20 protein-coding genes and 1 tRNA gene are annotated in these 24,156 nt (G+C 62.3%); 12 read left to right on the plus strand and 9 right to left on the minus strand.

Translation table 11 applies throughout. From position 1 onward, the window contains the following. Window positions 1-98: 98 nt before the first annotated feature. Window positions 99-1,523, plus strand: coding sequence for a sugar porter family MFS transporter (locus SP6_RS08700; protein ID WP_007406568.1), 1,425 nt, complete (start codon window positions 99-101; stop codon window positions 1,521-1,523). A gap of 148 nt (window positions 1,524-1,671) precedes the next feature. On the opposite strand, the gene SP6_RS08705 is transcribed toward SP6_RS08700, so the two are convergent. From SP6_RS08705 to SP6_RS08735, 7 genes are all read right to left on the minus strand, one after another. Beyond that, the gene (locus tag SP6_RS08705; RefSeq protein WP_082052462.1) at window positions 1,672-2,211 is read right to left on the minus strand and encodes an OmpA family protein; all 540 of its coding nucleotides are present in this window, start codon (window positions 2,209-2,211) and stop codon (window positions 1,672-1,674) included. A gap of 127 nt (window positions 2,212-2,338) precedes the next feature. Further along, window positions 2,339-3,418, minus strand: a complete 1,080-nt coding sequence (locus tag SP6_RS08710; protein WP_007406552.1) for an AI-2E family transporter — start codon at window positions 3,416-3,418, stop codon at window positions 2,339-2,341. Window positions 3,419-3,720: 302 nt separating this feature from the next. Next, a complete protein-coding gene (gene gltB, locus SP6_RS08715; RefSeq protein WP_007406558.1) occupies window positions 3,721-8,241 on the minus strand; it encodes a glutamate synthase large subunit in 4,521 nt (1,506 codons plus the stop codon). A 13-nt stretch (window positions 8,242-8,254) separates the two neighbouring features. Continuing rightward, a complete protein-coding gene (locus tag SP6_RS08720) occupies window positions 8,255-8,809 on the minus strand; it encodes a DUF2059 domain-containing protein (RefSeq protein WP_007406556.1) in 555 nt (184 codons plus the stop codon). Continuing rightward, a complete protein-coding gene (locus SP6_RS08725; RefSeq protein WP_037569744.1) occupies window positions 8,809-10,260 on the minus strand; it encodes an NAD(P)-dependent oxidoreductase in 1,452 nt (483 codons plus the stop codon). The genes SP6_RS08720 and SP6_RS08725 overlap by 1 nt, the downstream gene beginning before the upstream one ends. Window positions 10,261-10,413: 153 nt before the next feature. Continuing rightward, window positions 10,414-11,223: an undecaprenyl-diphosphate phosphatase gene (locus SP6_RS08730; RefSeq protein ID WP_007406550.1), complete on the minus strand. Its 810-nt coding sequence runs from the start codon at window positions 11,221-11,223 to the stop codon at window positions 10,414-10,416. Window positions 11,224-11,305: 82 nt separating this feature from the next. Beyond that, window positions 11,306-12,238 carry a complex I NDUFA9 subunit family protein gene (locus SP6_RS08735; protein ID WP_007406544.1) on the minus strand — a complete coding sequence of 311 codons (933 nt, stop codon included), beginning with the start codon at window positions 12,236-12,238 and terminating at the stop codon, window positions 11,306-11,308. Window positions 12,239-12,341: 103 nt separating this feature from the next. Between SP6_RS08735 and SP6_RS08740 the strand changes: the two genes are divergently transcribed. From SP6_RS08740 to SP6_RS08765, 6 genes are all read left to right on the plus strand, one after another. Further along, window positions 12,342-12,428 (plus strand) — tRNA-Leu (locus SP6_RS08740). Window positions 12,429-12,591: 163 nt separating this feature from the next. After that, complete coding sequence (locus tag SP6_RS08745; protein WP_037569746.1) at window positions 12,592-13,812, plus strand: tyrosine-type recombinase/integrase; 1,221 nt, start codon at window positions 12,592-12,594, stop codon at window positions 13,810-13,812. A gap of 108 nt (window positions 13,813-13,920) precedes the next feature. After that, the gene (locus SP6_RS20360; protein ID WP_037569750.1) at window positions 13,921-14,502 is read left to right on the plus strand and encodes a tyrosine-type recombinase/integrase; all 582 of its coding nucleotides are present in this window, start codon (window positions 13,921-13,923) and stop codon (window positions 14,500-14,502) included. 42 nt (window positions 14,503-14,544) lie between these two features. After that, window positions 14,545-14,910 carry a DUF3768 domain-containing protein gene (locus tag SP6_RS08755; RefSeq protein WP_007406540.1) on the plus strand — a complete coding sequence of 122 codons (366 nt, stop codon included), beginning with the start codon at window positions 14,545-14,547 and terminating at the stop codon, window positions 14,908-14,910. After that, entirely contained in the window at window positions 14,910-15,500 is a 591-nt protein-coding gene (locus SP6_RS08760) for a hypothetical protein (protein WP_037569752.1), read from the plus strand. Before SP6_RS08755 ends, SP6_RS08760 begins: the two co-directional genes overlap by 1 nt. A 404-nt stretch (window positions 15,501-15,904) precedes the next feature. Next, the gene (locus tag SP6_RS08765) at window positions 15,905-16,255 is read left to right on the plus strand and encodes a hypothetical protein (protein WP_037569754.1); all 351 of its coding nucleotides are present in this window, start codon (window positions 15,905-15,907) and stop codon (window positions 16,253-16,255) included. 251 nt (window positions 16,256-16,506) lie between these two features. Here the strand turns inward: SP6_RS08765 and SP6_RS20365 are convergent, their stop codons facing one another. Beyond that, window positions 16,507-16,689 (minus strand): helix-turn-helix domain-containing protein, encoded by a 183-nt coding sequence (locus SP6_RS20365; RefSeq protein WP_037569757.1) that lies wholly within the window; start codon window positions 16,687-16,689, stop codon window positions 16,507-16,509. A gap of 272 nt (window positions 16,690-16,961) precedes the next feature. Here SP6_RS20365 and SP6_RS20900 point away from each other — a divergent pair, with 272 nt between their 5' ends. Further along, on the plus strand, window positions 16,962-17,474 hold the full coding sequence (locus SP6_RS20900) for a hypothetical protein (protein WP_128130676.1): 513 nt from the start codon (window positions 16,962-16,964) through the stop codon (window positions 17,472-17,474). A gap of 73 nt (window positions 17,475-17,547) precedes the next feature. Here the strand turns inward: SP6_RS20900 and SP6_RS20370 are convergent, their stop codons facing one another. Next, window positions 17,548-17,796, minus strand: coding sequence for a helix-turn-helix domain-containing protein (locus SP6_RS20370; RefSeq protein ID WP_037569760.1), 249 nt, complete (start codon window positions 17,794-17,796; stop codon window positions 17,548-17,550). Window positions 17,797-17,906: 110 nt separating this feature from the next. Here SP6_RS20370 and SP6_RS20905 point away from each other — a divergent pair, with 110 nt between their 5' ends. The 4 genes from SP6_RS20905 (at window position 17,907) to SP6_RS08795 (ending at window position 23,968) form a co-directional block, all read left to right on the plus strand. After that, complete coding sequence (locus tag SP6_RS20905) at window positions 17,907-18,464, plus strand: hypothetical protein (protein WP_128130677.1); 558 nt, start codon at window positions 17,907-17,909, stop codon at window positions 18,462-18,464. 915 nt (window positions 18,465-19,379) lie between these two features. Next, window positions 19,380-20,477: a hypothetical protein gene (locus tag SP6_RS20055; protein WP_128130678.1), complete on the plus strand. Its 1,098-nt coding sequence runs from the start codon at window positions 19,380-19,382 to the stop codon at window positions 20,475-20,477. A 213-nt stretch (window positions 20,478-20,690) separates the two neighbouring features. Beyond that, the gene (locus SP6_RS08790; protein WP_007406555.1) at window positions 20,691-22,781 is read left to right on the plus strand and encodes a sensor histidine kinase; all 2,091 of its coding nucleotides are present in this window, start codon (window positions 20,691-20,693) and stop codon (window positions 22,779-22,781) included. Beyond that, the gene (locus SP6_RS08795) at window positions 22,778-23,968 is read left to right on the plus strand and encodes a response regulator (RefSeq protein WP_037569765.1); all 1,191 of its coding nucleotides are present in this window, start codon (window positions 22,778-22,780) and stop codon (window positions 23,966-23,968) included. The genes SP6_RS08790 and SP6_RS08795 overlap by 4 nt, the downstream gene beginning before the upstream one ends. The last annotated feature ends 188 nt before the right edge of the window (window positions 23,969-24,156 follow it).

The following is a 24,156-nucleotide window of genomic DNA, read 5'->3' on the forward strand; positions in this document are numbered from 1 at the left end:
AGCGTTACCATCGAACGCCGGTCGCATGTTGCGCTGGTGACAGGACGAGCTCGTGCGGATAGGCGAAGACGCCACGCGCGGACGAGGAGAGGGCCCGAGTGACCGATAATGTGAGAGGATTGGACGCCGCACGCGTCAATCATGGTTTCATCGCCGCGATCGTGGTCGTCGCGACCATCGGCGGCTTCATGTTCGGCTATGACTCAGGCGTCATCAACGGCACCCAGAAGGGGCTGGAGGCCGCCTTCGACCTCGGCCGGCTGGGCGTGGGCGTCAATGTCGGCGCGATCCTGGTCGGCTCGGCGATCGGTGCGTTCGGCGCCGGCCGGTTGGCCGATGCGATCGGCCGCCGCAACGTGATGATGCTCGCCGCCGGACTGTTCCTGGTCAGCGCCATTCTGGCGGGCGCGGCGAACAGCTCGGCCATCTTCATCCTGGCTCGCATCATCGGCGGCTTGGGCGTCGGCGCGGCCAGCGTCATCTCGCCCGTCTATATCTCCGAAGTGACCCCCGCCTCGATTCGCGGCCGGCTGTCGAGCGTGCAGCAGGTGATGATCATCACCGGTCTGACTGGCGCCTTTGTCGCTAACTTCGCGCTCGCCCGCTATGCCGGGGGCTCGACCGCCGAATTCTGGCTGGGCTTCCCCGCCTGGCGCTGGATGTTCTGGCTGCAGGCGATTCCGGCCGCCATCTATTTCGCGGCGCTGTCGATCATCCCCGAAAGCCCGCGCTTCCTGGTCGCCAAGAGCCGCGATGCCGACGCGCATACCGTCCTGACCAAGCTGTTCGGCGAGGCCGAGGCGACCCGGAAGGTGGCCGAGATCCGCGCCAGCCTGGCCGCCGATCACCACAAGCCCAAGCTGTCCGACCTGATCGACAAGACGACCGGCAAGATCCGCCCCATCCTGTGGGCGGGTATCGGCCTGGCGGTGTTCCAGCAGCTCGTCGGCATCAACGTCGTCTTCTATTACGGGGCGACCCTGTGGGAAGCGGTCGGCTTCTCGGAAGATTACGCGCTCCAGACCAACATCCTGTCGGGCGTGCTGTCGATCGCGGCCTGCCTGTTCACCATCGCGACCGTCGACAAGATCGGCCGCAAGCCGCTGCTGCTGATCGGCTCGGCGGGCATGGCGGTGACGCTGGCGATCGTCGCCTATGCCTTCTCGACCGCCGTCACCGGCGCGAACGGCGCGGTGAGCCTGCCCGGCAACAACGGCGTGATCGCGCTGGTCGCCGCCAACCTCTATGTCATCTTCTTCAACGCCAGCTGGGGCCCGGTCATGTGGGTCATGCTGGGCGAGATGTTCCCGAACCAGATTCGCGGATCGGGCCTGGCGGTCTCGGGCTTTGCCCAGTGGATCGCCAATGCCGCCATCTCGGTCAGCTTCCCGACGCTGGCGGTATCGCCGGGTCTGAGCATCACCTATTTCGGCTATGCGTTCTTCGCGGCGGTGTCGTTCTTCTTCGTCCGCGCGATGGTGAACGAAACCCGGGGTCGCGAGCTGGAAGACATGGCGGGATAAACGCCATACCGATGTGAGACGCCTGACGGCCCGCCTCCCCAAGGAGGCGGGTCTTTTTTTGCCTGGATACCTCGCTCTCCATTCAGCCTGACCGTCCAGCGGTTCAACAATGACGCGGTTCCATCGGCAGGACCGCGACGCAAGGCGATCAGTTGGCGCGGTCGAGTTCTATCTCCACCCGGCGATTGCGCGCGCGGCCGGCGCTGTCGTCGGTGCCGTCGGGCTTGGCATTGGGGGCGATGGGGCGCGTCTCGCCAAGGGCGATCACCTTCATCCTGGCGGACGCGATCCCCTTGCCCGCCAGATAGTCGCGCGCCGCTTCGGCGCGCTGGCGCGACATGCGCCGATTGCCCGCGTCATCGCCGTCGCTGTCCGAATGGCCGCGCAGGATCAGGTGCCCCTGCCGTACCGCCGGATCGGCCGCCAACCGGTCGAGCGCAGCCTTGGCCTCGCGGTCGAGTTCGGCACCGCCCTCGGGAAAGCCGATCGTCGTCGCACTCGCGTCGGGCTGGGCCGGCGGCTTCGCTGCGCTGCGTGCCGTCGCGCCGGGCGAAGGTTCAGGGATGGGCAGTTCGATCGAAGTCCCGTTGGAGCCGGCCTGACGCGCCACCTCGCCGCCCTCGCCGCAGCCGCTCAACATAGTGGCAAGCCCGGCCATCATCCCCCAGGCCCCCAATCGCAATCGCATGTCCCTACCCCGTCATCCGGCCCGATCCCCCCTGGCCGGTCCGCCCGGGCGCGGACCATAGGTAAGGCATTGGAACCACGCAAACCGACTTTGCGTGCGCCCCCGGTCTGAAACGGGCCAGATATCGCTATTCGGTCTCCGCCTCGGGAAGCGCGACGCCGCGCTCCTCGCTCAGGATGCGCCAGCCCGCCAGGAACAGGGCCGCGACGACCGGGCCGACGACGATACCGCTCAGCCCCAGCACCTCGATGCCGCCCAGCGTGGTCAGCAGCACGATCCAGTCGGGCAGGCCCGTGTCGCGACCGACCAGGATGGGCCGCAGGATATTGTCGGCCAGCCCGATGACCAGCACGCCCGAGACAATGACCACCGCCCCCTGCCAGATTGCACCCGTGGCGAGCAGATAGACGGCAACCGGCCCCCAGATGATGGCCGGCCCGATCGCGGGCAGCAGCGCCGCGATCGCCATCAGCACCCCCCAGAGCAGCGCCGCCGGCAACCCGACGATCCAGAAGGTGATCGCCCCCAGTGCGCCCTGCACCAGCCCGACGATGACCGATCCCTTGATCGTCGCGCGCACCACCGCCACGAACGTCTCGACCAGCCGTGCGGCGACGCCCTGCTCCAGCGGCAGCGCGCGGACGAAGGCGGGACCGAGACGCTCGCCATCGCGGATCAGGAAGAAGGCGATATAGAGCCCCACGCCGAATGTCAGCGCGAAGGCAAAGGCATTGCGCCCGATCGACAGCGCCTGGGTGGCGATCTGGCTGACGCTGCTGCTCAAGGTGCGCGAGATGCGCGATTGCAGCCCCTCCAGGCTACCGACGCCCGAATTGTCCATCGCCTGGCGCAGACGGGTGGGGAGGGCATCGCGAATCTGCTGGAAATATTGGGCGAAATCGATCTGGCCGCTGCGCATCTTCAGATAGACGCCCGATGCCTGATCGACGACCATGCTGCCGATGAGCAGGGTCGGCACCACCACGGCGAAGGTGATGATCAGCATGGTCAGCCCGGCCGCCAGATTGCGCCGGCCGCCGGTCTGCGCCAGCAACCATTGGAACAGCGAGCGGAACAGGATCGCCGCCAACGCCGCCCAGAGCAGCGCGATCAGGAAGCTGGAAATCACCGCCGTCAGCGCGATGGTGATAAGCGCGAGGAAAAGGATGAATCCCCCTCGCTCGATCCGTTGGCGGTCGATGGTCATGCTGCCGTCCCCTTTTCGCATCGCGCCCCAACCGTCACGTCGCCGCAACGGTTCCGTGATTTGGATTAGGAGGATGATGGCGACTGCAGGAATAAAAATCCCCCGCCCCGTTCAGCCTAAGCGAAGTCGAAGGTCATGCGGGGCGCTCTCCGCAAGCGTGAGGCGACCGGATTCCCTTGGCCTTCGACTTCGCTCAGGCTCAACGGAGGTTTTGGCTATTCCTCCCCCTACAAGGGGAGGTGGCAGCCCGAAGGGTTGACGAAGGGGTGTCGCCGTCAGCCGGAACACCCCTCCGTCAAATCTTACTCCGCCGCCACCGCCGCGACAGAGTCGTCCAGCGGATGCGCCAGGCGGGTCAGCATTTCCTTCGGGCAGACCTGCCAGAAATGCCCGGCCACCCGGTCCCAATCCTCCAGCAGGCCCTTCGACCACTTGCTGTCGGTGCGTGCGGCATGTTCCTCGATCAGGCCGCGCAGCACGCCTTCCCAATGTGCAGAGGCGAGGCGCTGCCACACGATATTCTCGGGGTTGGCACGGCGCGCGAAACGCTCTTCGGGGTCGTAGATGAAGGCCATGCCGCCGGTCATGCCCGCGCCGAAATTGGCGCCGACCTCACCCAGCACCACGGCGGTGCCGCCGGTCATATATTCGCACCCGTTCGCGCCGCAGCCCTCGACCACCACGGTCGCGCCCGAGTTGCGCACCGCGAAACGCTCGCCCGCCTGGCCCGCCGCGAACAGCTTGCCCGAGGTCGCGCCGTAAAGGACGGTGTTGCCGATGATCGTGTTCTTCTGGCTGGCCAGCGGCGAGCTGACCGCCGGGCGCACGATGATGGTGCCGCCCGACAGGCCCTTGCCGACATAGTCGTTGGCGTCGCCGAACACTTCCAGCGTCACGCCCTTGCACAGGAAGGCGCCCAGCGACTGGCCCGCGCTCCCACGCAGCCGCACGGTGACATGCCCGTCGGCCAGCTTGCTCATGCCGAACTTGCGCGTGATCTCCGACGACAGCCGGGTGCCGACCGCGCGGTGCGTGTTGCGCACCGAATAGGTCAGCTGCATCTTCTCGCCGCGCGAGAAGACGGCACTCGCATCCTTGATGATCTGCGCGTCCAGGCTGTCGGGCACCTCGTTGCGGAAGGTCGACAGGCTGAACCGCCGCTCGGCATCGGTCGCATCGACCTTGGCCAGCACCGGGTTGAGGTCGAGATCATCGAGATGCTCGGCTCCACGGCTGACCTGGCGCAGCAGCTCGGTGCGCCCGATCACCTCGTCCAGCGAGCGCACGCCCAGGCGCGCCAGAATGTCGCGGACTTCCTCGGCGATGAAGGTCATCAGGTTGATGACCTTTTCCGGCGTGCCGGTGAACTTGGCGCGAAGCCGCTCGTCCTGCACGCAGACGCCCACGGGGCAGGTGTTGCTATGGCACTGGCGCACCATGATGCAGCCCATCGCCACGAGGCTGAGCGTGCCGATGCCGAACTCCTCCGCACCCAGGATCGCCGCGATCACGATGTCGCGCCCGGTCTTCAGGCCACCATCGGCACGCAGGCGGATGCGCCCGCGCAGACCGTTGAGGGTCAGCGTCTGGTTGACCTCCGAAAGACCCATTTCCCAGGGCGTGCCGGCGTATTTGATCGAGGTCTGGGGCGACGCGCCCGTGCCGCCGACATGGCCCGACACCAGGATGACGTCGGCATGTGCCTTGGCCACGCCCGCCGCGACCGTGCCGATGCCCGCGGACGACACCAGCTTCACGCAGACCCGCGCACGCGGGTTGATCTGCTTGCAGTCATAGATGAGCTGCGCGAGATCCTCGATCGAGTAGATGTCGTGGTGCGGCGGCGGCGAGATGAGGGTCACACCCGGCGTCGCATGGCGCAGCTTGGCGATGAACTCGGTCACCTTGAAGCCGGGCAACTGCCCGCCCTCGCCGGGCTTGGCACCCTGCGCGACCTTGATCTCGATCTCGTCGCAGGCGTTCAGATATTCCGCCGTGACGCCGAAGCGACCGGACGCGATCTGCTTGATCGTCGAGTTGGCGTTGTCGCCATTGTCATAGGGCTGATAGCGCAACTTGTCCTCGCCGCCCTCGCCCGACACGGCCTTCGCGCCGATCCGGTTCATCGCGATCGCCAGCGTCTCATGCGCTTCGGGCGACAGCGCGCCCAGCGACATGCCCGGCGTCACGAAACGCTTGCGGATTTCGGTGATCGCCTCGACCTGATCGACCGGCACGCCCTCGTTCGGGAAGTTGAACTGGAGCAGGTCGCGCAAGTAAACCGGCGGCAGGTCGCCGACGCCGCGCGCGAATTGCAGGTACGTCGAATAGCTGTCGGTCGCGACCGCCGTCTGCAACAGGTGCATCAGCTGCGCCGAATAGGCATGGGTCTCACCGCCGTCGCGCTGGCGATAGAAGCCGCCGATCGGCAGCGTCGCGACATGCTGGTCCCAGGCCGCTTCGTGGCGGACCATCGCCGAGTAATGGAGCGAGTTATACCCCTCGCCCGAGATTTTGGCGGGCATGCCCGGGAACAGGTCGTTGACCAGCGCGCGGCTGAGACCCACCGCTTCGAAATTATAGCCGCCACGATAGCTGGAGATCACTGCGATCCCCATCTTCGCCATGATCTTGAGCAGGCCATCCTCGATCGCGGTGCGATGGTTGGCCAGGCACTGGTCGATCGACAGGTCGCCGAACAGCCCGCGCTGGTGACGGTCGACAATCGCGGCCTCGGCGAGATAGGCGTTCACCGTCGTCGCGCCGACGCCGATCAGCACCGCGTAATAATGGGTGTCGAGGCATTCGGCCGACCGCACGTTGATCGACGCGTAAGAGCGCAGGCCCCGGCGGACGAGGTGCGTGTGCACCGCCGCCGCCGCCAGCACGCCCGCGATCGCGACCCGGTCCTCGCCGACATGCTCGTCGGTCAGGAACAGCTCGGAGCGCCCTTCGCGCACCGCCTGTTCGGCCTGGTTGCGGATGCGCTGGATCGCGGCGCGCAGGCGGTCGGGGCCGCCATCGGCCTCGAAGGTGCAGTCGATCTCCGCCGCCGAACGGCCGAAATGCGCCTTCAGTCGGTGCCAGTCGGCGCCGGTCAGGACCGGAGACGGCAGGACCAGCACCCGCTCGCGCCGATCCTCGGTGTCGAGGATGTTGGCGAGATTGCCGAACCGGGTCTTGAGCGACATCACATAGCGTTCGCGAAGCGAGTCGATCGGCGGGTTCGTCACCTGCGAGAAATTTTGGCGGAAGAACTGGCTGATGAGACGCGGCTTGTCGGAGATGACCGCCAGCGGCGTGTCATCGCCCATCGAGCCGATGGCTTCCTTGCCGCCCTCGGCCATGGGCGACAGGATCAGCTCCATATCTTCCATGGTCTGGCCCGCCGCGACCTGACGGCGCAGCATCTCAGCCCGCGGCATCCGCACCAGCGCTTCGCCCTCGGACGGCTGGGGCAGCTGGTCCATGGTCAGGAACTCGCCGATCATCGCGGCATAGTCCTGTTCGCCCGCGATCTGGTCCTTGATTGCGCGGTCGTCGTACAGCTTGCCCTCGGCCAGATCGACGGCGATCATCTGCCCCGGCCCCAGACGCCCCTTGGCGGTGATGGTGGCTTCCGGCACCACGACCATGCCGCTTTCCGAACCCACGATCAGCAGGCCGTCGGCGGTCAGCGTGTAGCGCAGCGGGCGCAGCGCGTTGCGGTCCATGCCCGCCACCGCCCAGCGGCCATCGGTCATCGCCAGCGCGGCGGGGCCGTCCCACGGCTCCATGACGGAGGCGAGATACTGGTACATCTCGGCATGCGCCTTGGGCGTGTCGAGGTCCTTCTGCCACGCCTCGGGCACCAGCATCAGCTTGGCGGTCGGCGCGTCGCGGCCCGAACGGCAGATCGCCTCGAACACCGCGTCGAGGGCAGCGGTGTCGGACGCGCCCGCCGGGATCACCGGCTTGATATCCTCCGAATTGTCGCCGAACGCGATCGAGGCCATCCGGATCTCGTGGCTGAGCATCCAGTTCTTGTTGCCGCGGATCGTGTTGATCTCACCGTTATGCGCCAGGCAGCGGAAGGGCTGCGCCAGCCACCATTGCGGGAAGGTGTTGGTCGAATAACGCTGGTGGAAGATCGCCACGCGGCTCTCGAACCGATGGTCCTGCAGGTCGGGATAGAAGACCGACAGGCTCTCGGCGAGGAACAGCCCCTTGTAGATGATCGAGCGGCAGGACAGCGAACAGATGTAGAAACCGCTGATCTGCGCCGCGATCACGCGCTTTTCGATGCGACGGCGGATCAGATACAGGTTCTTCTCGAACTCGGCGGCATCGACCTCGTCGGGCATCGGCCCGGCGATCATGATCTGCTCGATCTCGGGGCGCGTCGCCTGCGCCTTCATGCCGATGACCGAGACGTCGACCGGCACCTGGCGCCAGCCATAGATGGTGTAGCCCGCCTCGATGATGACGCTCTCGACGATGGTGCGGCAGGTTTCCTGCGCGCCCAGATCGGTGCGCGGCATGAAGATCATGCCGACCGCCAGCCGGTTGGGCAGGACCTTGTGCCCCGACGCGGCGATCGCATCGTCGAAGAAACGGTGCGGCAGATCGACATGCAGGCCTGCACCGTCGCCGGTCTTGCCGTCCGCATCGACCGCGCCGCGGTGCCACACGGCCTTCAGCGCGTCGATCGCCGACTGGACGACCCGACGCGAGGGCTGGCCATCGGTGGCCGCGACCATACCGACGCCGCACGCATCGCCCTCGAACTCGGGGCGGTACATGCCGTGTTCGGCGAGGCGCTGCTTTTCGGTTTCAAAAGTCATGGATGTCACCCCTTCAGGCTGCCGGCCGCTGGTCGGCGGGGATAAGATGTTCGATCGTCGCCTTCATGGCCGCTTCGCCGGTTTCGCGACCGACCTTCACGCCCATCGGAAACAGGCGCCGTTGCAATTCCGGCATTACCGACAGGGTCTTCTGACCCAGTGGCGTACCGTAAAAGGCGGCGAGATCGCGCAGTTCGGCCGTGGTGAAGGCGCGCGCATATTCCTGATCGGTCATGGCGCGCATTTCCGGGTAGCGGGCCCGAAACGCCTTGCCAAAACGCTCGGCGAAATCACGCTTGAACGCCGCCATCCGGGTCGGATCGGACAAGGCTTCACGCAGTTTGGTGGGAACCTGATTGTTATGCTCCAGCCCGTCGAATAGCTGGCTGGTCGCCAATGGGATCATCTGGGCCATGATCGCGTCATATTGCCGCTCAAGCCCCATCTTGGTCATCAGCGCATCGGCCGCCGCGATCCGATCGGGATCGTCCTGCGCCGCCGGAGCCGGACCAGTCTGCCCTGATACCGGCGCTGCCAACAGCAACGCCGCGAAAGCAAGCACATGCATCACGCCGCCACCTTCTCGCGCGCACCCGTCTTCGCCCGCGTCTTCAGCCACTGGTGCATCGCCTTGGCCACGTCGCGGCCGTCGCGGATCGCCCACACCACAAGGCTCGCCCCGCGCACGATGTCGCCGGCGGCGAACACGCCGTCCAGGCTGGTCATCAGCGTGCGGCCATCGACCAGCACCGTGCCCCAGCGGCTGACGCCCAGCTCGGCGGTGCCGAACAGGCTCGGCAGATCCTCGGCATCGAAGCCCAGCGCCTTGATGACCATGTCCGCTTCGAGCAGATGGTCGGCACCCGGCTCGGCCTCCGGCGCGCGGCGGCCGCTGGCGTCCGGCGCACCCAGCCGCATCTTGGCGGCGCGGACGCCCGTCACGGTCTCACCACCTTCGAAGCCGAGCGGCGCGGACAGCCAGACGAACTCGGCGCCTTCCTCCTCGGCATTGGCGACTTCGCGCTGCGAGCCCGGCATGTTGGCGCGGTCGCGGCGATAGAGGCACTTCACCGACTTGGCGCCCTGGCGGATCGCGGTGCGGACACAATCCATCGCGGTGTCGCCGCCGCCGATCACGACGACATTCTTGCCCTCGGCGTTCAGCGAGCCATTCTCGAACGCCTCGACCGTGTCGCCGAAGCTCTTGCGGTTGGACGCGGTCAGATAGTCGAGCGCGGCGATCACGCCGTTCGCGGCCGCGCCATCCACATCGACATTGCGCGCCTTGTACACGCCGGTCGCGATCAGCACCGCGTCATGACGACGGCGCAGTTCCTCCAGCGTCGCATCCTCGCCGACCGCGAACCCTTCGTGGAAGACGATACCGCCCGCCTTCAGTCGCTCGACTCGGCGCATGACGACGGGCTTCTCCAGCTTGAAGCCGGGGATGCCATAAGTCAGCAGCCCGCCCGCGCGGTCATGCCGGTCATAGACATGGACCTCATACCCCGACACGCGCAGATATTCTGCGGCGGTCAGGCCGGCAGGCCCCGCGCCGATCACAGCGATCGATTGGCCGCGCTCCGGTCCGGGGACCAGCGGCTCGACCCAGCCCTCTTCCCAGGCGGTGTCGGTGATGAACTTCTCGACCGAGCCGATCGTGACCGCGCCATGGCCGGAAAACTCGATGACGCAATTGCCTTCGCACAGCCGGTCCTGCGGACAGATGCGACCGCAAATCTCGGGCATGGTCGAGGTGGCGTTGGACAGCTCATAGGCTTCGCGCAGACGCCCCTCGGCGGTCAGGCGCAGCCAGTCGGGGATATGGTTGTGCAGCGGGCAATGGACCGAGCAATAGGGCACGCCGCATTGCGAGCAGCGCCCCGCCTGATCCTCCGCCGCCGGCGGCGCATAGCGTTCGGCGATTTCGCGGAAATCCTCCGTACGGTCCGATGCAGATCGCTTGGCAGGATAGGCCTGCTCGCGAGTCACGAATTTCAGCATAGAATCGTTCGCCATATGCGCCTCCGAAGAGCCGGATATTGCGCGAACGCCCCGCTGTCACGGGAGAATCGACATATACGACAGCATTCACTCCCTATTTAATGTCAATTCTGGCAGACGGACCGTCTTATTGCGACCCACCCGCAAGTAAATAGGTCCGCTTTGGCATCAATGCAGCGTCAGCAGCGCCAGTGCGATGCTTCCGGCGACGATTCGATACCAGGCGAATGGCCCAAATCCATGTTTGCCGACGATGCCGACGAACCAACGCACCACCAGCAGTGCGACGATGAAGGACACGACGAAGCCGACCCCGATCTCCAGGGGGCCGATGCTGCTGCCGGCGCGCATTGCGTCCAGATGCCCCGCCGTCTCGACCACGCTCGCGCCCAGCATGGTCGGGATCGCCAGGAAGAAGCTAAACTCCGCCGCCGTGCGCCGCTCAACGCCCAGGGTCAGCGCGCCCAGGATCGTCGCGCCCGAGCGGCTGACGCCCGGGATCATCGCCAGACACTGAAGGAAACCGACCCCCAATGCGGTCTTGGCCGGAACGGCCGCGATGCCGCGCGTCGTGCCGGGCTTCACCAGCCGCTCGATGACCAGGATCGCAATACCGCCGACGATCAGCGCGATGGCGACCACCTTGGGCTGGAGCAGCAGCGCCTCGATATGCTTCTTGGCCAGGACGCCGATGACGGCGGCGGGAATGAAGGCGATCAATAGGTTGCGCACGAAGCGAATCGAACCCGGATCGCGCTTGGCGAGGCCGACCATGACGGTCCAGAAGGTCCGCCAATACAGGACGACCACCGCCAGGATCGCGCCGAGCTGGATGACGATGTTGAACATCTGCCAGCGCGCATCGTCATAGCCGAGCAGCGCGCCCGCCAGGATCAGGTGCCCAGTGGAGGATACGGGCAGGAATTCGGTGACACCCTCGACGATGCCCAGGATGATGGCGGCCAGCAGATCGTTCACATGCGTCCCCAAGAAAAAGCCCCGCCGCCATAAGGCGACGGGGCGTTCAGCGAAACGACAAAGACGTTTGTCGCGGGACGGTTCAGGCCGCCAGCGTCTCGGTCCGCCGTCCGAAGCGGCCCGCCTTGCGGAAACGGACCAGATACTCCGGCGCAACGGCGGCTAGCGGCTCGGGCGTGACGCCCAGTTCGGCCAGGCCCGGCGTGCCAGCGGCGGCGACATTGTCCTGCTGCAGCATCAGCCACTGATCCCAGCTGATCGGCGAGCCCGGCAGCCGCGCGAGCAGCGCACCGGCAAAGTCGGGCAGCTCGATGAAATTCGGCTTGCGACCCAGGGTCTGCGCGATCCAGCGGACCAGCTCGCCCATCGAGATCACATCGGGGCCGCCCAGCTCATAGGTGCGGCCGCCATGCGCCTCGGGATGGCGCAGCGCGGCGGCGATCGCTTCGCCGACATCGCCGGCAAAGACCGGCTGGAACTTCACGCCCGCGCGCAGGATCGGCACGACCGGCGCCGACACCATGCCGGCAAAGCGGTTCACGAACTGGTCCTCGCGCCCGAAGACGATCGAGGGGCGCAGGATGGTGGCGTTCGGGAAGGCCTGGCGCACCGCCGTCTCACCCTCGCCCTTGGAACGCGCATAGGCGGCCTGGCCGTTGGCATCGGCGCCGATCGCCGAGACATGGGCGAGCGCTGTCACGCCGGCGGCCCGGGCGGCCTCTGCCACGGCGCGTGCGCCATCGACATGGATGCGCTGCATATTGCCGCCCATCACACCGACCAGATTGACGACCGCATCCGCCCCCTCGACCGCACGCGCGACCGTGTCGGGCCGCGCGATATCGGCCGCGACGAACTGAGTCTGGCCCAGCCCGCCTTGCGTGCGCAGGAAATAGGCCTGGCGCGGATCGCGCTGCGCCACCCGCACCCGCGTTCCGTCGCGCATCAACTCGCGTGCGACATAGCGGCCCAGAAAACCCCCGCCGCCGATCAGCGTCACCAGCTTGTTCGTCATGACCGTCCCTATTTTCCGAAAAATCGTGCCGCGCCCCTTTGCCCCGCAAAAAAGCCGTTGACAAGGATTCGAACCCTCCCCTAAAGGCGCGGGCCTACCCCGTGCCCAGATGGCGGAATTGGTAGACGCACCAGCTTCAGGTGCTGGCGATCGCAAGGTCGTGGAGGTTCGAGTCCTCTTCTGGGCACCATTCCCCTGTTCGCCATAGTGCGTTCACGGTCGACAAAACCCCGGAAAAATGCGAAAAACGGCCTCGAGCCGACCGGGGGCGTTCGCTATCGTTCGTCCAAATTCGGGGGCTCTCGGGGGCCCCTTTGGGGGCCTGCCGGTTTAAACGTCGAGCGAGGCCCCCAATGCCCCTGTCGGACACGGCGATACGATCAGCAAAGCCTAGTGCTGCGGCAAAGAAGCTGACTGACGAGAAGGGGCTTTACCTGCTCCTGACCCCCACGGGGGGCAAACTGTGGAAACTGAAATACCGTTTTGCCGGTAAGGAGAAGAAGCTCTCCTTCGGCTCCTACCCTGAGGTATCGCTGAAAGAAGCGCGTCAGCGTCGGGATGACGCTCGATCCCTGCTTGCGACCGGCATTGATCCTGGTGAAGCAAAGCGCGCCAAGGTCGAGGCCCAAGAGGAAAGCTCAAGAAACACGTTCGGCGTTATCGCAGGGGAATATCTTGACCACATGAGCCGAGACGGGCGGGCAGCTGTGACCATTGGAAAGGCTCGGTGGCTGTTCAGCCTCTTGGAAGGCGACCTCGCCAGCCGACCAGTGGCCGACATAAAGCCAGCAGAGCTTCTAAAAACCCTGCGCAAGGTGGAAGCCGCCGGGCATTACGAAACGGCCCGGCGCATGCGCTCACTTGCAAGTCGAATATTCCGCTTTGCTGTTGCGAGCTCGAGGGCGGAGTCCGATCCCACCGCCCTGCTCCGGGGCGCGCTGGTTGCGCCCAAGGTAAGGCATCACAGCGCAATTACTGACTGGCCTCGCGCCGGCGCGTTAATGCGTGCCATCAACAATTACGACGGGCAGCCGCTGACGAAGCTGGCCCTCCAGTTGACGCCGCATGTTTTTGTCCGGCCTGGTGAGTTGCGGAGGGCCGAGTGGCATGAATTTGACCTGGAACAATCAGTTTGGACGATTCCAGCTGAAAAGATGAAGATGGGCCGCCCACATCGTGTGCCGCTATCTCGGCAGGCTCGTTCGATCTTAATCGCTTGCCGCGCTCTCAGCGGCCGACAAACTTACGTCTTCTCCTCGTTATATCCCGGCACTCGGCCTATGTCGGAAAACACGATCAACGCAGCGCTGCGACGGCTTGGCTACTCGAGCGATGAGATGACCGCCCATGGGTTCCGCTCAATGGCAAGCACGCTGCTGAACGAATCCGGCCAATGGAGCGCAGATGCGATCGAACGCGCGCTAGCTCATCAAGACTCTAGTATGGTCAGGGCCGCCTACCACAGAGGCGAACACTGGGATGAGCGCGTGAAGATGGCACAGTGGTGGAGTGACGAACTCGACCGGGCATGCGCCACGCAGGGGCAGATTGCAGTTAATCAGCAAACCACATAAGCATCCTAAACTGCGGATTTTACAGCCTAATTGGACGTACTGCCGCCATTTTGCTACCTTTGCATTGCTTGGTCGGACTAGACCGATCGAGCAGAAGGGAGGGCAAATGTGGCGCGACAAGCTGCAAAGGTCGTCCGGGAAAGCGACGTGCGTCGCGTGCTGGATCGAGCCTCACAATACCGAAATCCGGAGCGTAACATAGCCATGGTCCTGCTCAGCTTCAAAGCTGGGCTAAGGGCCTGTGAGATCGCCGGTCTGAGCTGGACAATGGTGTTGAACACAAACGGCCGGATCGCGATGCATGCCGATGTCAGCAATGGCATTGCAAAATACGGAAGCGGAAGGCGCATACCTCTGCATCCCGAACTTCGCTCGGCGCTGACTTCTCTATATAACTCGCAGAAGCGCCCAAACGAAGGGCCGGTTATCCGGTCCGAACGCGGTGGGCATATGACCGCCCGTAGCGTGGTCAATTGGTTCCGGGCAACCTACACCGAACTTGGCCTTATCGGCTGCTCCTCCCATTCCGGACGCCGGACATTCATCACACGGTCAGCGCGCGCGATCACCAAGACCGGAGGATCGCTGCGCGACGTACAGGAACTCGCTGGGCATCGGGCACTCAGCACCACCGAACGGTACATCCAAGGCGACCGTGACGCTCAACGGAAGCTGATCCGCCTGATCTAGGCGGCCAACCTAACCTCCACATCATCAGAGAGGACCTTCAACATGGATTTCCATGAACAGGAGAGCTTTGCCTGCGACACACGATCGCAGCGTGCATCCAGAATCCGCGCGCTGAACGATCGGCTGCGAACCGAGCGGCGAGGTGGGGAGTTGTTCATCACCGAAGGCATTTGCGGCCTGCACGGCATGGCACCGTTGATCGTCGCCGCAGTGGCGTCCTTTGACGAGTTTACGGCCGGGAATGATCCTTACGGCGAGCACGATTTCGGCGCACTTACGGTGCTGGGGCATCGAGTGCTGTGGAAGATAGACTATTATGACCACAGCTTGACGGCGGCCTCTCCCGACCCTGCGGATGAAAGCGTCACGATCAGGGTCCTCACGATCATGCTGGCATCCGAATACTGATGCCGCGCAAGCCGCCCACTATCACGCTGACGCACCCAATTTCCAAGGAGCTGTTTGAGAGGATCGAACAAGCAGTGCGTGAGGCCGGCCACTCCCCTGCTATCGATGTCTCTGAAAACATCGAGCCCCCTACCACCGGCAAACAGCTGGCGGCCGAAGCAATCTACGTCATATGCAACTCCGGCATGAGCAACCGTACCGCCGTGGGAATTTTCGAGCGGTGTATGGCGGCCCTCCGAGCCGGCCGCTCCGCAAAAACGGTTTATGGACATCCCGGCAAATCGGCTGCCATCGATGAGATCTGGCGGAAGCGGCGATCCCTTATCCGCGAGTTCCGGGCGACAGACGATGTCATCGCATTCTGCGCCCGCCTACCTTGGCTAGGGCCAATCACGAAGTTTCATTTGGCTAAGAACCTCGGCGTTGACGTAGCCAAGCCGGATGTTCACCTAAACCGGTTAGCCAAGCTGGAAGGCGTCACTGCGCAGGAATTGTGCGAAAGGCTCGCCTCAGAAACAGGATACCGTGCCGCGACGATAGACCTGATTCTGTGGCGAGCTTGCGCAGATGGCATCATCCATTCACGGTAGGAGCGTCAGGCCACGCTTCTACGCAGGCGGAATGCGCACGCAGTGTTGTCGACCATTACACTTGTCTCAGGGGTGTATAAGTCCGGCAGCGAACGTATGGAGACATGCACGCTCACGTAACTCCACGTGATCGATGGGCACTATCCGCAAATAGCTGTACGTTTTGCACAAGGCTCCATACCCGACTTCGTTACCCTGATTCCGAGCAGCAGCACCAAGTCTTGGATTCGCCACCGGGCTAACCACAGCAGCACCTCGGAATGCATTGGCTCCTTAATTCTGTGTTTCCTGCGTTGCCGTTTTGATCGTTCATTCTGGGCGACGAAGGAGGCCTTAGCGGGCCAGAACCCTTGGAATGGGTACGTCAACGGACGCGGAAGATTGTCGAGTGGAGCCCTGCTGCGATGGACTCGCTGGACGTCCGAGCCGTCTTTCCTCTGATGTTTCGACTTAAAGCTAGGCTGGCCCCTCAGGCGGTCAATGACTCCAATCATCCCACCTGTACAGTAGCCATGAAAGTGGATGACGTAGACACCTTTGGTCGGATCGTGCTCGCCATGGATGCCGACGATCAACCAACCGCCAACCTGACCCGCCCCTGCTCTATTAAAAGCAGCCCTGAGCCGCTCGAGCATCTTGACCGGATCGACCAAGGCCAAGCTATCGCAATCTACCTTTCCCCATTTCGGAATAAGCGTGAATGTTGCTCCGGTCCTACCGTCCAGGTCATGCTGAAGCCAAACATGCCCGCCTAAACGGATACGGCGTTTACGCATATAGCAGCTTGAGGCACAGCAGGAAGCCGACTTGATGCCAGTAATGGCCTTGTCCACCTCATCGCGCTTGCCCTTCTCAACTAGACTCGCACAGTAGCTTTTTAGCTTCCGAATCCGCTGGTTATCTTCCGCCCTTGCCGCCGCTTTCGTCTCGAACCCCGCCCCCACCTTGAGGTTGGGACGAAAACGCCGAGGAGGTTTGGGCAGCTGTCCGACGTTACGCCTGCCCATCACCGCTTCTCCGGCGCCGTGGCCTCATCCACTAGAGCCTGAACGCTCTCGAGAGTGATGAGAGTACGACGACCAATCTTCGCAACCCGCAGATGACCCAAATTAATGTGTTTGTAGATAGTGGAACGTTGCACAGACAAAATGCTGCAAACTTCAGGAATAGTAGCCAACAACTGCTTCATTTTTACTTCCTCATTTTGACACGACCACTCAGTTCAGGAAGCGGAAGCTTCCGGATCATTACATGCCGTCGAAAGGGGCTGACGCCCGGTAAGTGGGACACCGTTAAATGAACGACCGGCCTTGCCGCGTGAGCTTCAAGGTCGGGCGATCTGTGCGCCACAGCTCTTCATTGCCTTTCGCTGTTCGCAGCTGCCATTCTAGAATCTGGTGGACAGAGATGTCGTGCTCGCAGCATGACGTAGGCTGAAACGCATGCGAGGATGGCTAAGCGATGGGCAAGACTTCTGCGGGGTATCGGCGAATGTATGTGGTAGGGACGGTGACGCCGATGAAAAAAGCTACCGCAGCAGCGGCAACACTCGCCATTTGGGACGAGCACAACCGCCGCCTTAAGTTCGATGGCGTTAACGAAGGTTTTGCGCCCACAAAAAATGAGAACGCGAAGAATTTCTTACGAAGAGAAATTTATATTCTTGGACGAGAATTGATACGGGTACCGCCTCAACGCTGGACTGTAGCAGATCTTGCAAGAAGCATCCGCCCAGTGCCTCTTGGCCGAGACGAACCACTTGCCCATGTGTTTCACGCATTATTAATGTCAGTCTATGAAGACGACTCGCAGATTTCGCGTCAAGAGCGTTGGCTAATGGCACGAGAGCTCGAATATGCCCATCGACACAATGTACCGTCAGCTTTATTGGCGGGCTTCCTTCTACAAAGCGGTCTCCGTACCGACATACCAGCCAAGATTAAATCCGGCTACATTGAGCCCGCCTTTCGCTAGTCAGATCCCGACATTATCTTTGTCCAACTTGTGGCAAAACTGGTATAATGTACTGAGTTAGACGCGCATACTATCAGTACCCAGCTGCGGCTAGCAGCTTAGAAGGCGAAATCTGCAGTACGACAGCCACACGCTCAATATTGAGCAGGGTGACATTGCGCTCGCCCCGCTCAATCTTGCCCATATGCGAGCGATCGATACCGCAGGCATGGGCCAACCCCTCTTGCGAGAGGCCGAGTTCTCGACGCCGGACGCGAATGGCGCAGCCCAAGCCGACCAAGATGCCCTGCTCAGAGGATGTTCCTGAAACTCGCTGCCGCACACCTTAAAAAAGCGTCCATAGGCTGGACTGGCCACGGCATTTACGACCCATTATATTGCCTGCTAGGGGGCCCGGCAGCACCCAAGCAATTTTAGCAGGGACTTAACTTTATGAAGATCGATTACGGATGCCTGGCATGCTCGCTGGCGCTCCTCTCTGCATGCTCCCCCGACCCCCTTGAACCGGATGCGCGTCGGTCTTTGCAAAACCTAGTCTCAAACAACGCTAAATTTCGCGATCTTACTAAATCTACGAATCCCCAAAATCCCAAAGATGTGGTTATATGTGGGAAAGTCAAGGATAGAGAAGACAAAGATTACGTGCGATTCATTGGACATCTCCCACCAGCCATGCCCACGTTCTTCGAACGGGGCGGAACCCAGAGCTTGCTGCTCAATTTAGCATGGGGTGTATGCGAAGGGAGATGGAATGATCCCATTTCTTCAGACCCGTCGCAGGGCGATCCTAAACCCGATTGGGAGGAAAATGGCACATCCACGAACGTCCCCGACGAAAGCAAAACTGATCAAGAGGGCTTAGAATCGGCGCCGCAGCAGGCCGAGACGTCCCCAGATGCTACGGCTCGCACCGTCGAGCCATCGAACCATCGGCCCACTCAGGCCGACCTAGATGCTGCGGAACTCGATCGTTTGGCAAACAGGCAGTAGCGCAGCTTCAGGCAACGACGTCCCCGCCACAATCATGCACGAACCCCGTATGCTGTCATGATAGCCTACTGTTGCGTACTCAGCGCCGGCCGCACCAGCCGCAGCCTAAAGTGATGGGCATCGGCCTGCCCGCTATTGAGCGCGCCGTTGGGATTAGCGGTAGTTCGTTCACAGCCGCCGGTTGGCTACTATGTGCCCCAGCTTCGCTCGCTTGAAGCGAGCAGCGCCGCACCCGTGAGCTACCGCCGATTCACGCGGGGACCTTGCTCCCCAACCTGCGGTCTTCAAACGGTCTTTGCTTGCCGTGGATCATGCGCCGGTCTAGCCCGCGAGACAAGGAAGATTGGATAGCACGTCGCTAGAGAGCTGAAACACCCAGCCGGGGAATTGAATGTTCGTCTCCACCGTATTCGCTCGAAATCCACGACGAGTTTATGGGTGCGCCCTACGATCTTCGGCGACCAACCCGAATTCGGGTCGACCGTTTCGGCATGATCACGCCAATAGACCGCCTTCGCATCGATCGAGGCACCATTGTCGGGTTTCATAGGACATTTACCAAAAATGACCCCGATGGGTGATGATTCGATAAAAATCTTTTAGATGGCGATGACCTAGAGTTGCTTAGGCAATTAGCCCCCCCAACGATCATTCAAACTCCAAAGAATGCATTCGCCAACCATATGGCGAGGGCGAAACTTCATGGCAGCGACTATTTTTTTAATGCTCTGCACCTCAATTACAACGCTGCGACTTCCGATTTCGTAGCGAGACGAGATATTCAGATTATCGTGATCGTTGGCCTTGGTCTACGGGGCACGTACAGCCGGATGTTGAATAATGATCTCAACGCCATTCTTTACACGGCTGTTCAGATACAGGACTTCTGCCGCAAAGACTCCGACTGAGGATTTCTTGACTGAAGTTCTCTCCGAGCTGATTTCCCGCGCACCACATTCGATCCAGACCGAACTCATCTGCGAAGCGTTCCTGCCGCAATTCCTTCGTTCTAATTTTCGCGAGATCACGCGGGGTCAAACTATCAACGCGCGCTCACAAATGTCGATTGAACAAGGTCGCTCCATCGACCTTGTTATCTTTTCAGGCGGCAAGCCGGTAATCGCGGTGGAAAGCAAGGTCGGCGCGGCCTTCCAGTATCATCGGCGCAGGCTCGTCCCGTCGACCGAACTCAACGAGACCGACGCGCAATATGATCACCAGCTCGCGACCTACGGTCAGTGGCTTGCAGGAAGTGCGACCAAGCCGGACAGCTGGCCCGGCGTAATCACGTTGCTGACACATCGCTCCCTCGCTCCGCCAAACTTTGCTCCCGGAGGTGAACCTACATTTGGCTCCGTGCCGCACCAGAGCAGCTGGCGCTCGCTTGCCGGACGGATTGGCTCGCTCATTCGCCGATATGATGAAAGTGACGCCGGATGGCGTTTTGTTGCGATCGAACTCTGCAAATTTCTTGAGGATAAAAACATGGCAGCCACCGATCTGAGTTCGACCGACATTTCGGCACTGAACCTCTCTATGGAGCGATTGCGCGATACAGCTTCGATGTTCGCAGAAGTGTCGTCGGAGCTTGTGCATCGCCTCCCGACCGAGCTGAACGGCCGCCGTAAAGGCAGTGACAACGATGCCGTATCGAGCCGTGTATGGGGCTGGACGTTCTTCCAAGGCACGACGGAGGTCTATCTCGGATACGGGCTGTATTTCCCGCCGCTGTTCGATCATTTCAGGGAATTGGACGGAAAAGTTGGACCTCATGAGCAGGCGTTCATCGCGGTTGGCTCTGACGCGCGGGCCATTACCGCATCGCTCGACCGGGTTCCCTCAAACTGGTTCGGCGTAGCCGAGAACTGGCTGTTCGTGCGCCCGGTACCGCTCAGTCAGCGGCTTGAGGGCGAACGGTTTCCAGAATTTCTCGTCCGGTCCGTTCATCAGTATATCGACGACATCCGGACGCTCGTCACGCTGTTTCGCGAACCTGGACCGGCCTCGGCCTGAACCGAGTCATCGCGCCGCCTCGCCGTGTAAGGCCTGCGCCCCCAGACGGCGGCTGACGCCTTTTCGGCAAGAAGGTCTACTTGACGCATCCAAGACATGGCCAGCTATTTTGACCTCGAAGGGTCTGCCAACCTCTTGTGAGACGGAATATTTGGGACGCCGATCTGCTTGGAAAGCGCGACTGCAGATGCCAAGATCGGCGGTGGAGGGGTAATGACTGAGAACCTGCCAATTGCTGATTCGGGCGTTGCCAGCATCCGGCCTCGCGCACGCCTCATCTCTCTGATCGGTGAGGAGCTGATCAGCGATGAGCCTGTAGCGCTGGTGGAGCTAGTGAAGAATGCTTTCGATGCCGATGCGTCCCGCGTCGAGGTCCGCTTCAGCGGAGCCGATGTAGCGGCCCCGACCTCGATTTTGATCGAGGATGACGGCATTGGCATGACGCTGGGCACCGTTCTTAACGCTTGGCTGGAACCCGGTACGGTCCTCAAGAAGCGCATGGATCGTTCGCCGGGCGGGCGCCCGTACCAAGGTGCGAAGGGCATTGGCAGGTTTGCATCCGCTCGTCTCGGCAGCACACTGCTGATGGAGACGAAGGCCGTCGATCAGGACCGGCAGGTGAGCGTGCTGCTCGAGTGGGGTCGCTTTGACGATGATAGCTATCTTGAGGACATTAAGGTCGAATATGAGGTCGTCGCGAAGCCTGATAGCTCGCAGGGGACGTCTCTGCAAATCGAGGGTCTCAAGCCCGGAGCATGGGACAGCAACGGATACCAGCGTCTTCATGCCCGGCTGAGCCGACTGATCTCACCCTTTGACGATGTCGATGATTTCGATATCCTGCTGGAAATTCCTGCTGCGCCGGAATTGTCGGGCCGCGTTCAGCCGCCTCAGGTTGTACTCAAGCCGCGCTATCTCCTGCGCGGCGCGCTTGACAGCAACGGTACCTTTGCGGGAACGATCGTCATTGACGGTGCCGAGACGCCGGTCACGCGCGATTTGGCGAGGGGAGACCGGCCCGGCTGCGGCCCATTCGAGGTCGAGGTGCGGGCATGGGACCGCGACCGCGAAGGCCTCGATCCGATCGCGGTCCGCGAGAACATGACGGTCGCGCAGATCCGCCAGACGCTGAACCTCTACAGCGGCGTCAGCATCTACCGTGACGGATTCCGCGTCCACCCCTACGGCGAGAGCGGTAACGACTGGCTGAACCTTGATCTGCGCAGCCGGCAGAATCCTGTGCGCAATCTTGCCAACAACCAGCTGATCGCCGCGATCCGCATCTCGCGGGACCTCAATCCGGAGCTTCAAGACCGAAGTACGCGCGAGGGAATGATTCGCAACCCCGCGCACGCGGAACTGGAGGAATGGTTCAAACGCGTGCTGGTACTCCTCGAGGAGCAGCGCTACCGTGCCCGGCCGCGCCGCGACGAGCCAAAATCACAGGACCAGCTGTTCGAGACGTTCGATCTACAGTCGTCGGTTGCCGAGGTCGTCAAGCAGCTGGGTGCAAATCACCCGGTCACGCGAATAGTCCAAGACGCCGCACGCAAGGTCGACGAGGGTGTCGAGCGGGTGCAGGATGTGCTGTCACGCCTGCTGATGTCGGCCGGCCTGGGACACATGATAGACATCGTCATCCATGAGATTGGTGCCCCCGTCGGCAAGATTTCCCGCGAACTCACCATCACGGAAAAGATCCTCGAGAAGAAGAACGGGACCTTCTTTCGTGATTGGGTGGGCGAGAATTTCGATGCGATGCGGACATGGCTCGACCAGATCCAAGCCTTGCGTCAGCGGCTCGATCCCCAGTCCGGCTCACGCAGGCAACGCGCGACGAAGTTCAATGTGGTTGCCGAGGTCCGCTCGACCGTCGGTCTCCATGACGCAATCCTCGCAAAGCACGGCATCTCGGTCGAGTTCCAGCTCCCTGATGAACCGTTGCAGGTACGGATGCCGCAAGCCGTGCTGTCGCAGGTCGTGGCCAATCTCGTCGACAACGCCACCTACTGGACGGCGGCAAACGGCGGCGATGGCAAGGATGCCGGAAGGATCATCGTCCACGTCGAGCCGATCCCGGACGGGTTTGTGGTCCGTGTTTCCGACAACGGGAAGGGGGTATCGGAAGCCGACCGCGAACTGATTTTCGAGCCGTACTTCTCGCAGAAAACCAACGGGATCGGGCTTGGTTTGTACATCGCGCGGCTTGTCACGGAGCCTTATGGTCGTATCATCTATCGCGACGACGGGCCGTTGCCGGGGGCATGTTTCGAGGCTCGGTTCGAAAAAGGGGTGGGACGTTGAGCGGTCTTGATATTCTCGTCGTTGACGATGATCCGGAGGTAATGCGCCAGCTGAAGGCCCTTCTGCCGGAGACTGCCGGCGACATTCCGCTGTCCTACCAGTACGAGACAGATTTCGACCATGCGGTCACTCTGCTGGCGAGGTATCGGTACGATATCTTAATTTCCGATATCTATGTTGCCCGGGAAACGAAGCACAAGAAACCCGGAGATGCTGACGTCAAGGCCCGCGCGTTGCTGGCGCAGATCAGGGGACTGCGCGCATGTCCGGTCATCCTGTTCACGGATGGTCAGCTTCCCGAGGAATTTGGCGGCCATCCCTTCGTAGCGACGCTGGACAAGGGTTCAGCGCGTTTCACCGACGCGCTCGAGGAAACGCTGGTCGCCCTGATCGCGACCGGCATCCCGGGAATCAGCCGCAGATTGCACGAGGAACTGGATCGGTACGCCGGATCCTATCTGTGGGGTTTCCTTGAGAAGAACTGGGCGCAGCTGCGGGCCGATCCGAACGGGTTCGATGAGGCCGCGCTGGAGCGGGTGGTACGCCGTCGCGCGGCGTTCCAGCTTGCGCGACTGACCGACCAAGACGGAGAGTTGCAGGAAAGGCAAAATGCCGACCCCTGCGACTATTACATTATGCCGCCGATCGGTTCGCACATGCGGCTGGGCGAGATTTTGCGCAATAACGAGACCGACGCGTTCTGCGTAGTCCTCACACCGCATTGCCATCTTGTAGTGCAGCCAAACAAGGACAGGCCCAAAGCAGACTTCCTGCTTACGCTGAAAACGGTGAAGGCCACGACACTGCTCGCGGACAAGCAATGGGGTGGAAATCCCGGCTCCAAATTGCGGTCGCGCAGTGCGATCCCGGCGCGCGATGTCGGCCTTCCCGAAGAGCGGTACTGCTTCCTCCCCGGTTTTCTAGACGTGCCGGATCTATACTGCGATCTAATGCAGACGGAGGCGATCGCCTATGACGATATCGGCAACAGATGGACCCGCGTCGCCGCGCTCGACACCCCGTTTGCTGAAGCACTGCAGTCATCGTTCGCCAAGCTCTTCGGCTCTGTCGGACTGCCCCTGCTGAACACAGACCGGATCATGCACCTCTTGCCTGGCGCGGCTGCTATTGAGGGCAGGAGCGCCGGGGCTGGTCCGGCACCGGCGGGCGCGTCTAACGGCGCATGATATGATCCGGTCATATGCCCCGGACTGGACCAGCGTTACGCGCGCGTGATGCGCGGCGTCGACCACTTGGCGGTAGTGCACTGGACCGAAACGCTCGGCCCGATCAAAGGGGGCAGGGTCCACTCGTGCCTTGGTGAGCGAGTGTCGTAGATGGCGCGCCACAGTTCAATGGCATGTTGTACACCTTC

The sequence above is a fragment of the Sphingomonas paucimobilis NBRC 13935 genome (assembly GCF_000739895.2).
Taxonomy (GTDB): Bacteria; Pseudomonadota; Alphaproteobacteria; order Sphingomonadales; family Sphingomonadaceae; genus Sphingomonas; species Sphingomonas paucimobilis.

What these genes read in the sequence shown, in the direction of transcription:
- SP6_RS08705 (WP_082052462.1), bottom strand. Translation starts at nt 2,211, where the DNA reads ATGCGATTGCGATTGGGGGCCTGGGGGATGATGGCCGGGCTTGCCACT.
- SP6_RS08710 (WP_007406552.1), bottom strand. Translation starts at nt 3,418, where the DNA reads ATGACCATCGACCGCCAACGGATCGAGCGAGGGGGATTCATCCTTTTC.
- gltB (WP_007406558.1), bottom strand. Translation starts at nt 8,241, where the DNA reads ATGACTTTTGAAACCGAAAAGCAGCGCCTCGCCGAACACGGCATGTAC.
- SP6_RS08720 (WP_007406556.1), bottom strand. Translation starts at nt 8,809, where the DNA reads ATGCATGTGCTTGCTTTCGCGGCGTTGCTGTTGGCAGCGCCGGTATCA.
- SP6_RS08725 (WP_037569744.1), bottom strand. Translation starts at nt 10,260, where the DNA reads ATGGCGAACGATTCTATGCTGAAATTCGTGACTCGCGAGCAGGCCTAT.
- SP6_RS08735 (WP_007406544.1), bottom strand. Translation starts at nt 12,238, where the DNA reads ATGACGAACAAGCTGGTGACGCTGATCGGCGGCGGGGGTTTTCTGGGC.
- SP6_RS08745 (WP_037569746.1), top strand. Translation starts at nt 12,592, where the DNA reads ATGCCCCTGTCGGACACGGCGATACGATCAGCAAAGCCTAGTGCTGCG.
- SP6_RS08755 (WP_007406540.1), top strand. Translation starts at nt 14,545, where the DNA reads ATGGATTTCCATGAACAGGAGAGCTTTGCCTGCGACACACGATCGCAG.
- SP6_RS08760 (WP_037569752.1), top strand. Translation starts at nt 14,910, where the DNA reads ATGCCGCGCAAGCCGCCCACTATCACGCTGACGCACCCAATTTCCAAG.
- SP6_RS08765 (WP_037569754.1), top strand. Translation starts at nt 15,905, where the DNA reads ATGGACTCGCTGGACGTCCGAGCCGTCTTTCCTCTGATGTTTCGACTT.
- SP6_RS20365 (WP_037569757.1), bottom strand. Translation starts at nt 16,689, where the DNA reads ATGAAGCAGTTGTTGGCTACTATTCCTGAAGTTTGCAGCATTTTGTCT.
- SP6_RS20900 (WP_128130676.1), top strand. Translation starts at nt 16,962, where the DNA reads ATGGGCAAGACTTCTGCGGGGTATCGGCGAATGTATGTGGTAGGGACG.
- SP6_RS20905 (WP_128130677.1), top strand. Translation starts at nt 17,907, where the DNA reads ATGAAGATCGATTACGGATGCCTGGCATGCTCGCTGGCGCTCCTCTCT.
- SP6_RS08790 (WP_007406555.1), top strand. Translation starts at nt 20,691, where the DNA reads ATGACTGAGAACCTGCCAATTGCTGATTCGGGCGTTGCCAGCATCCGG.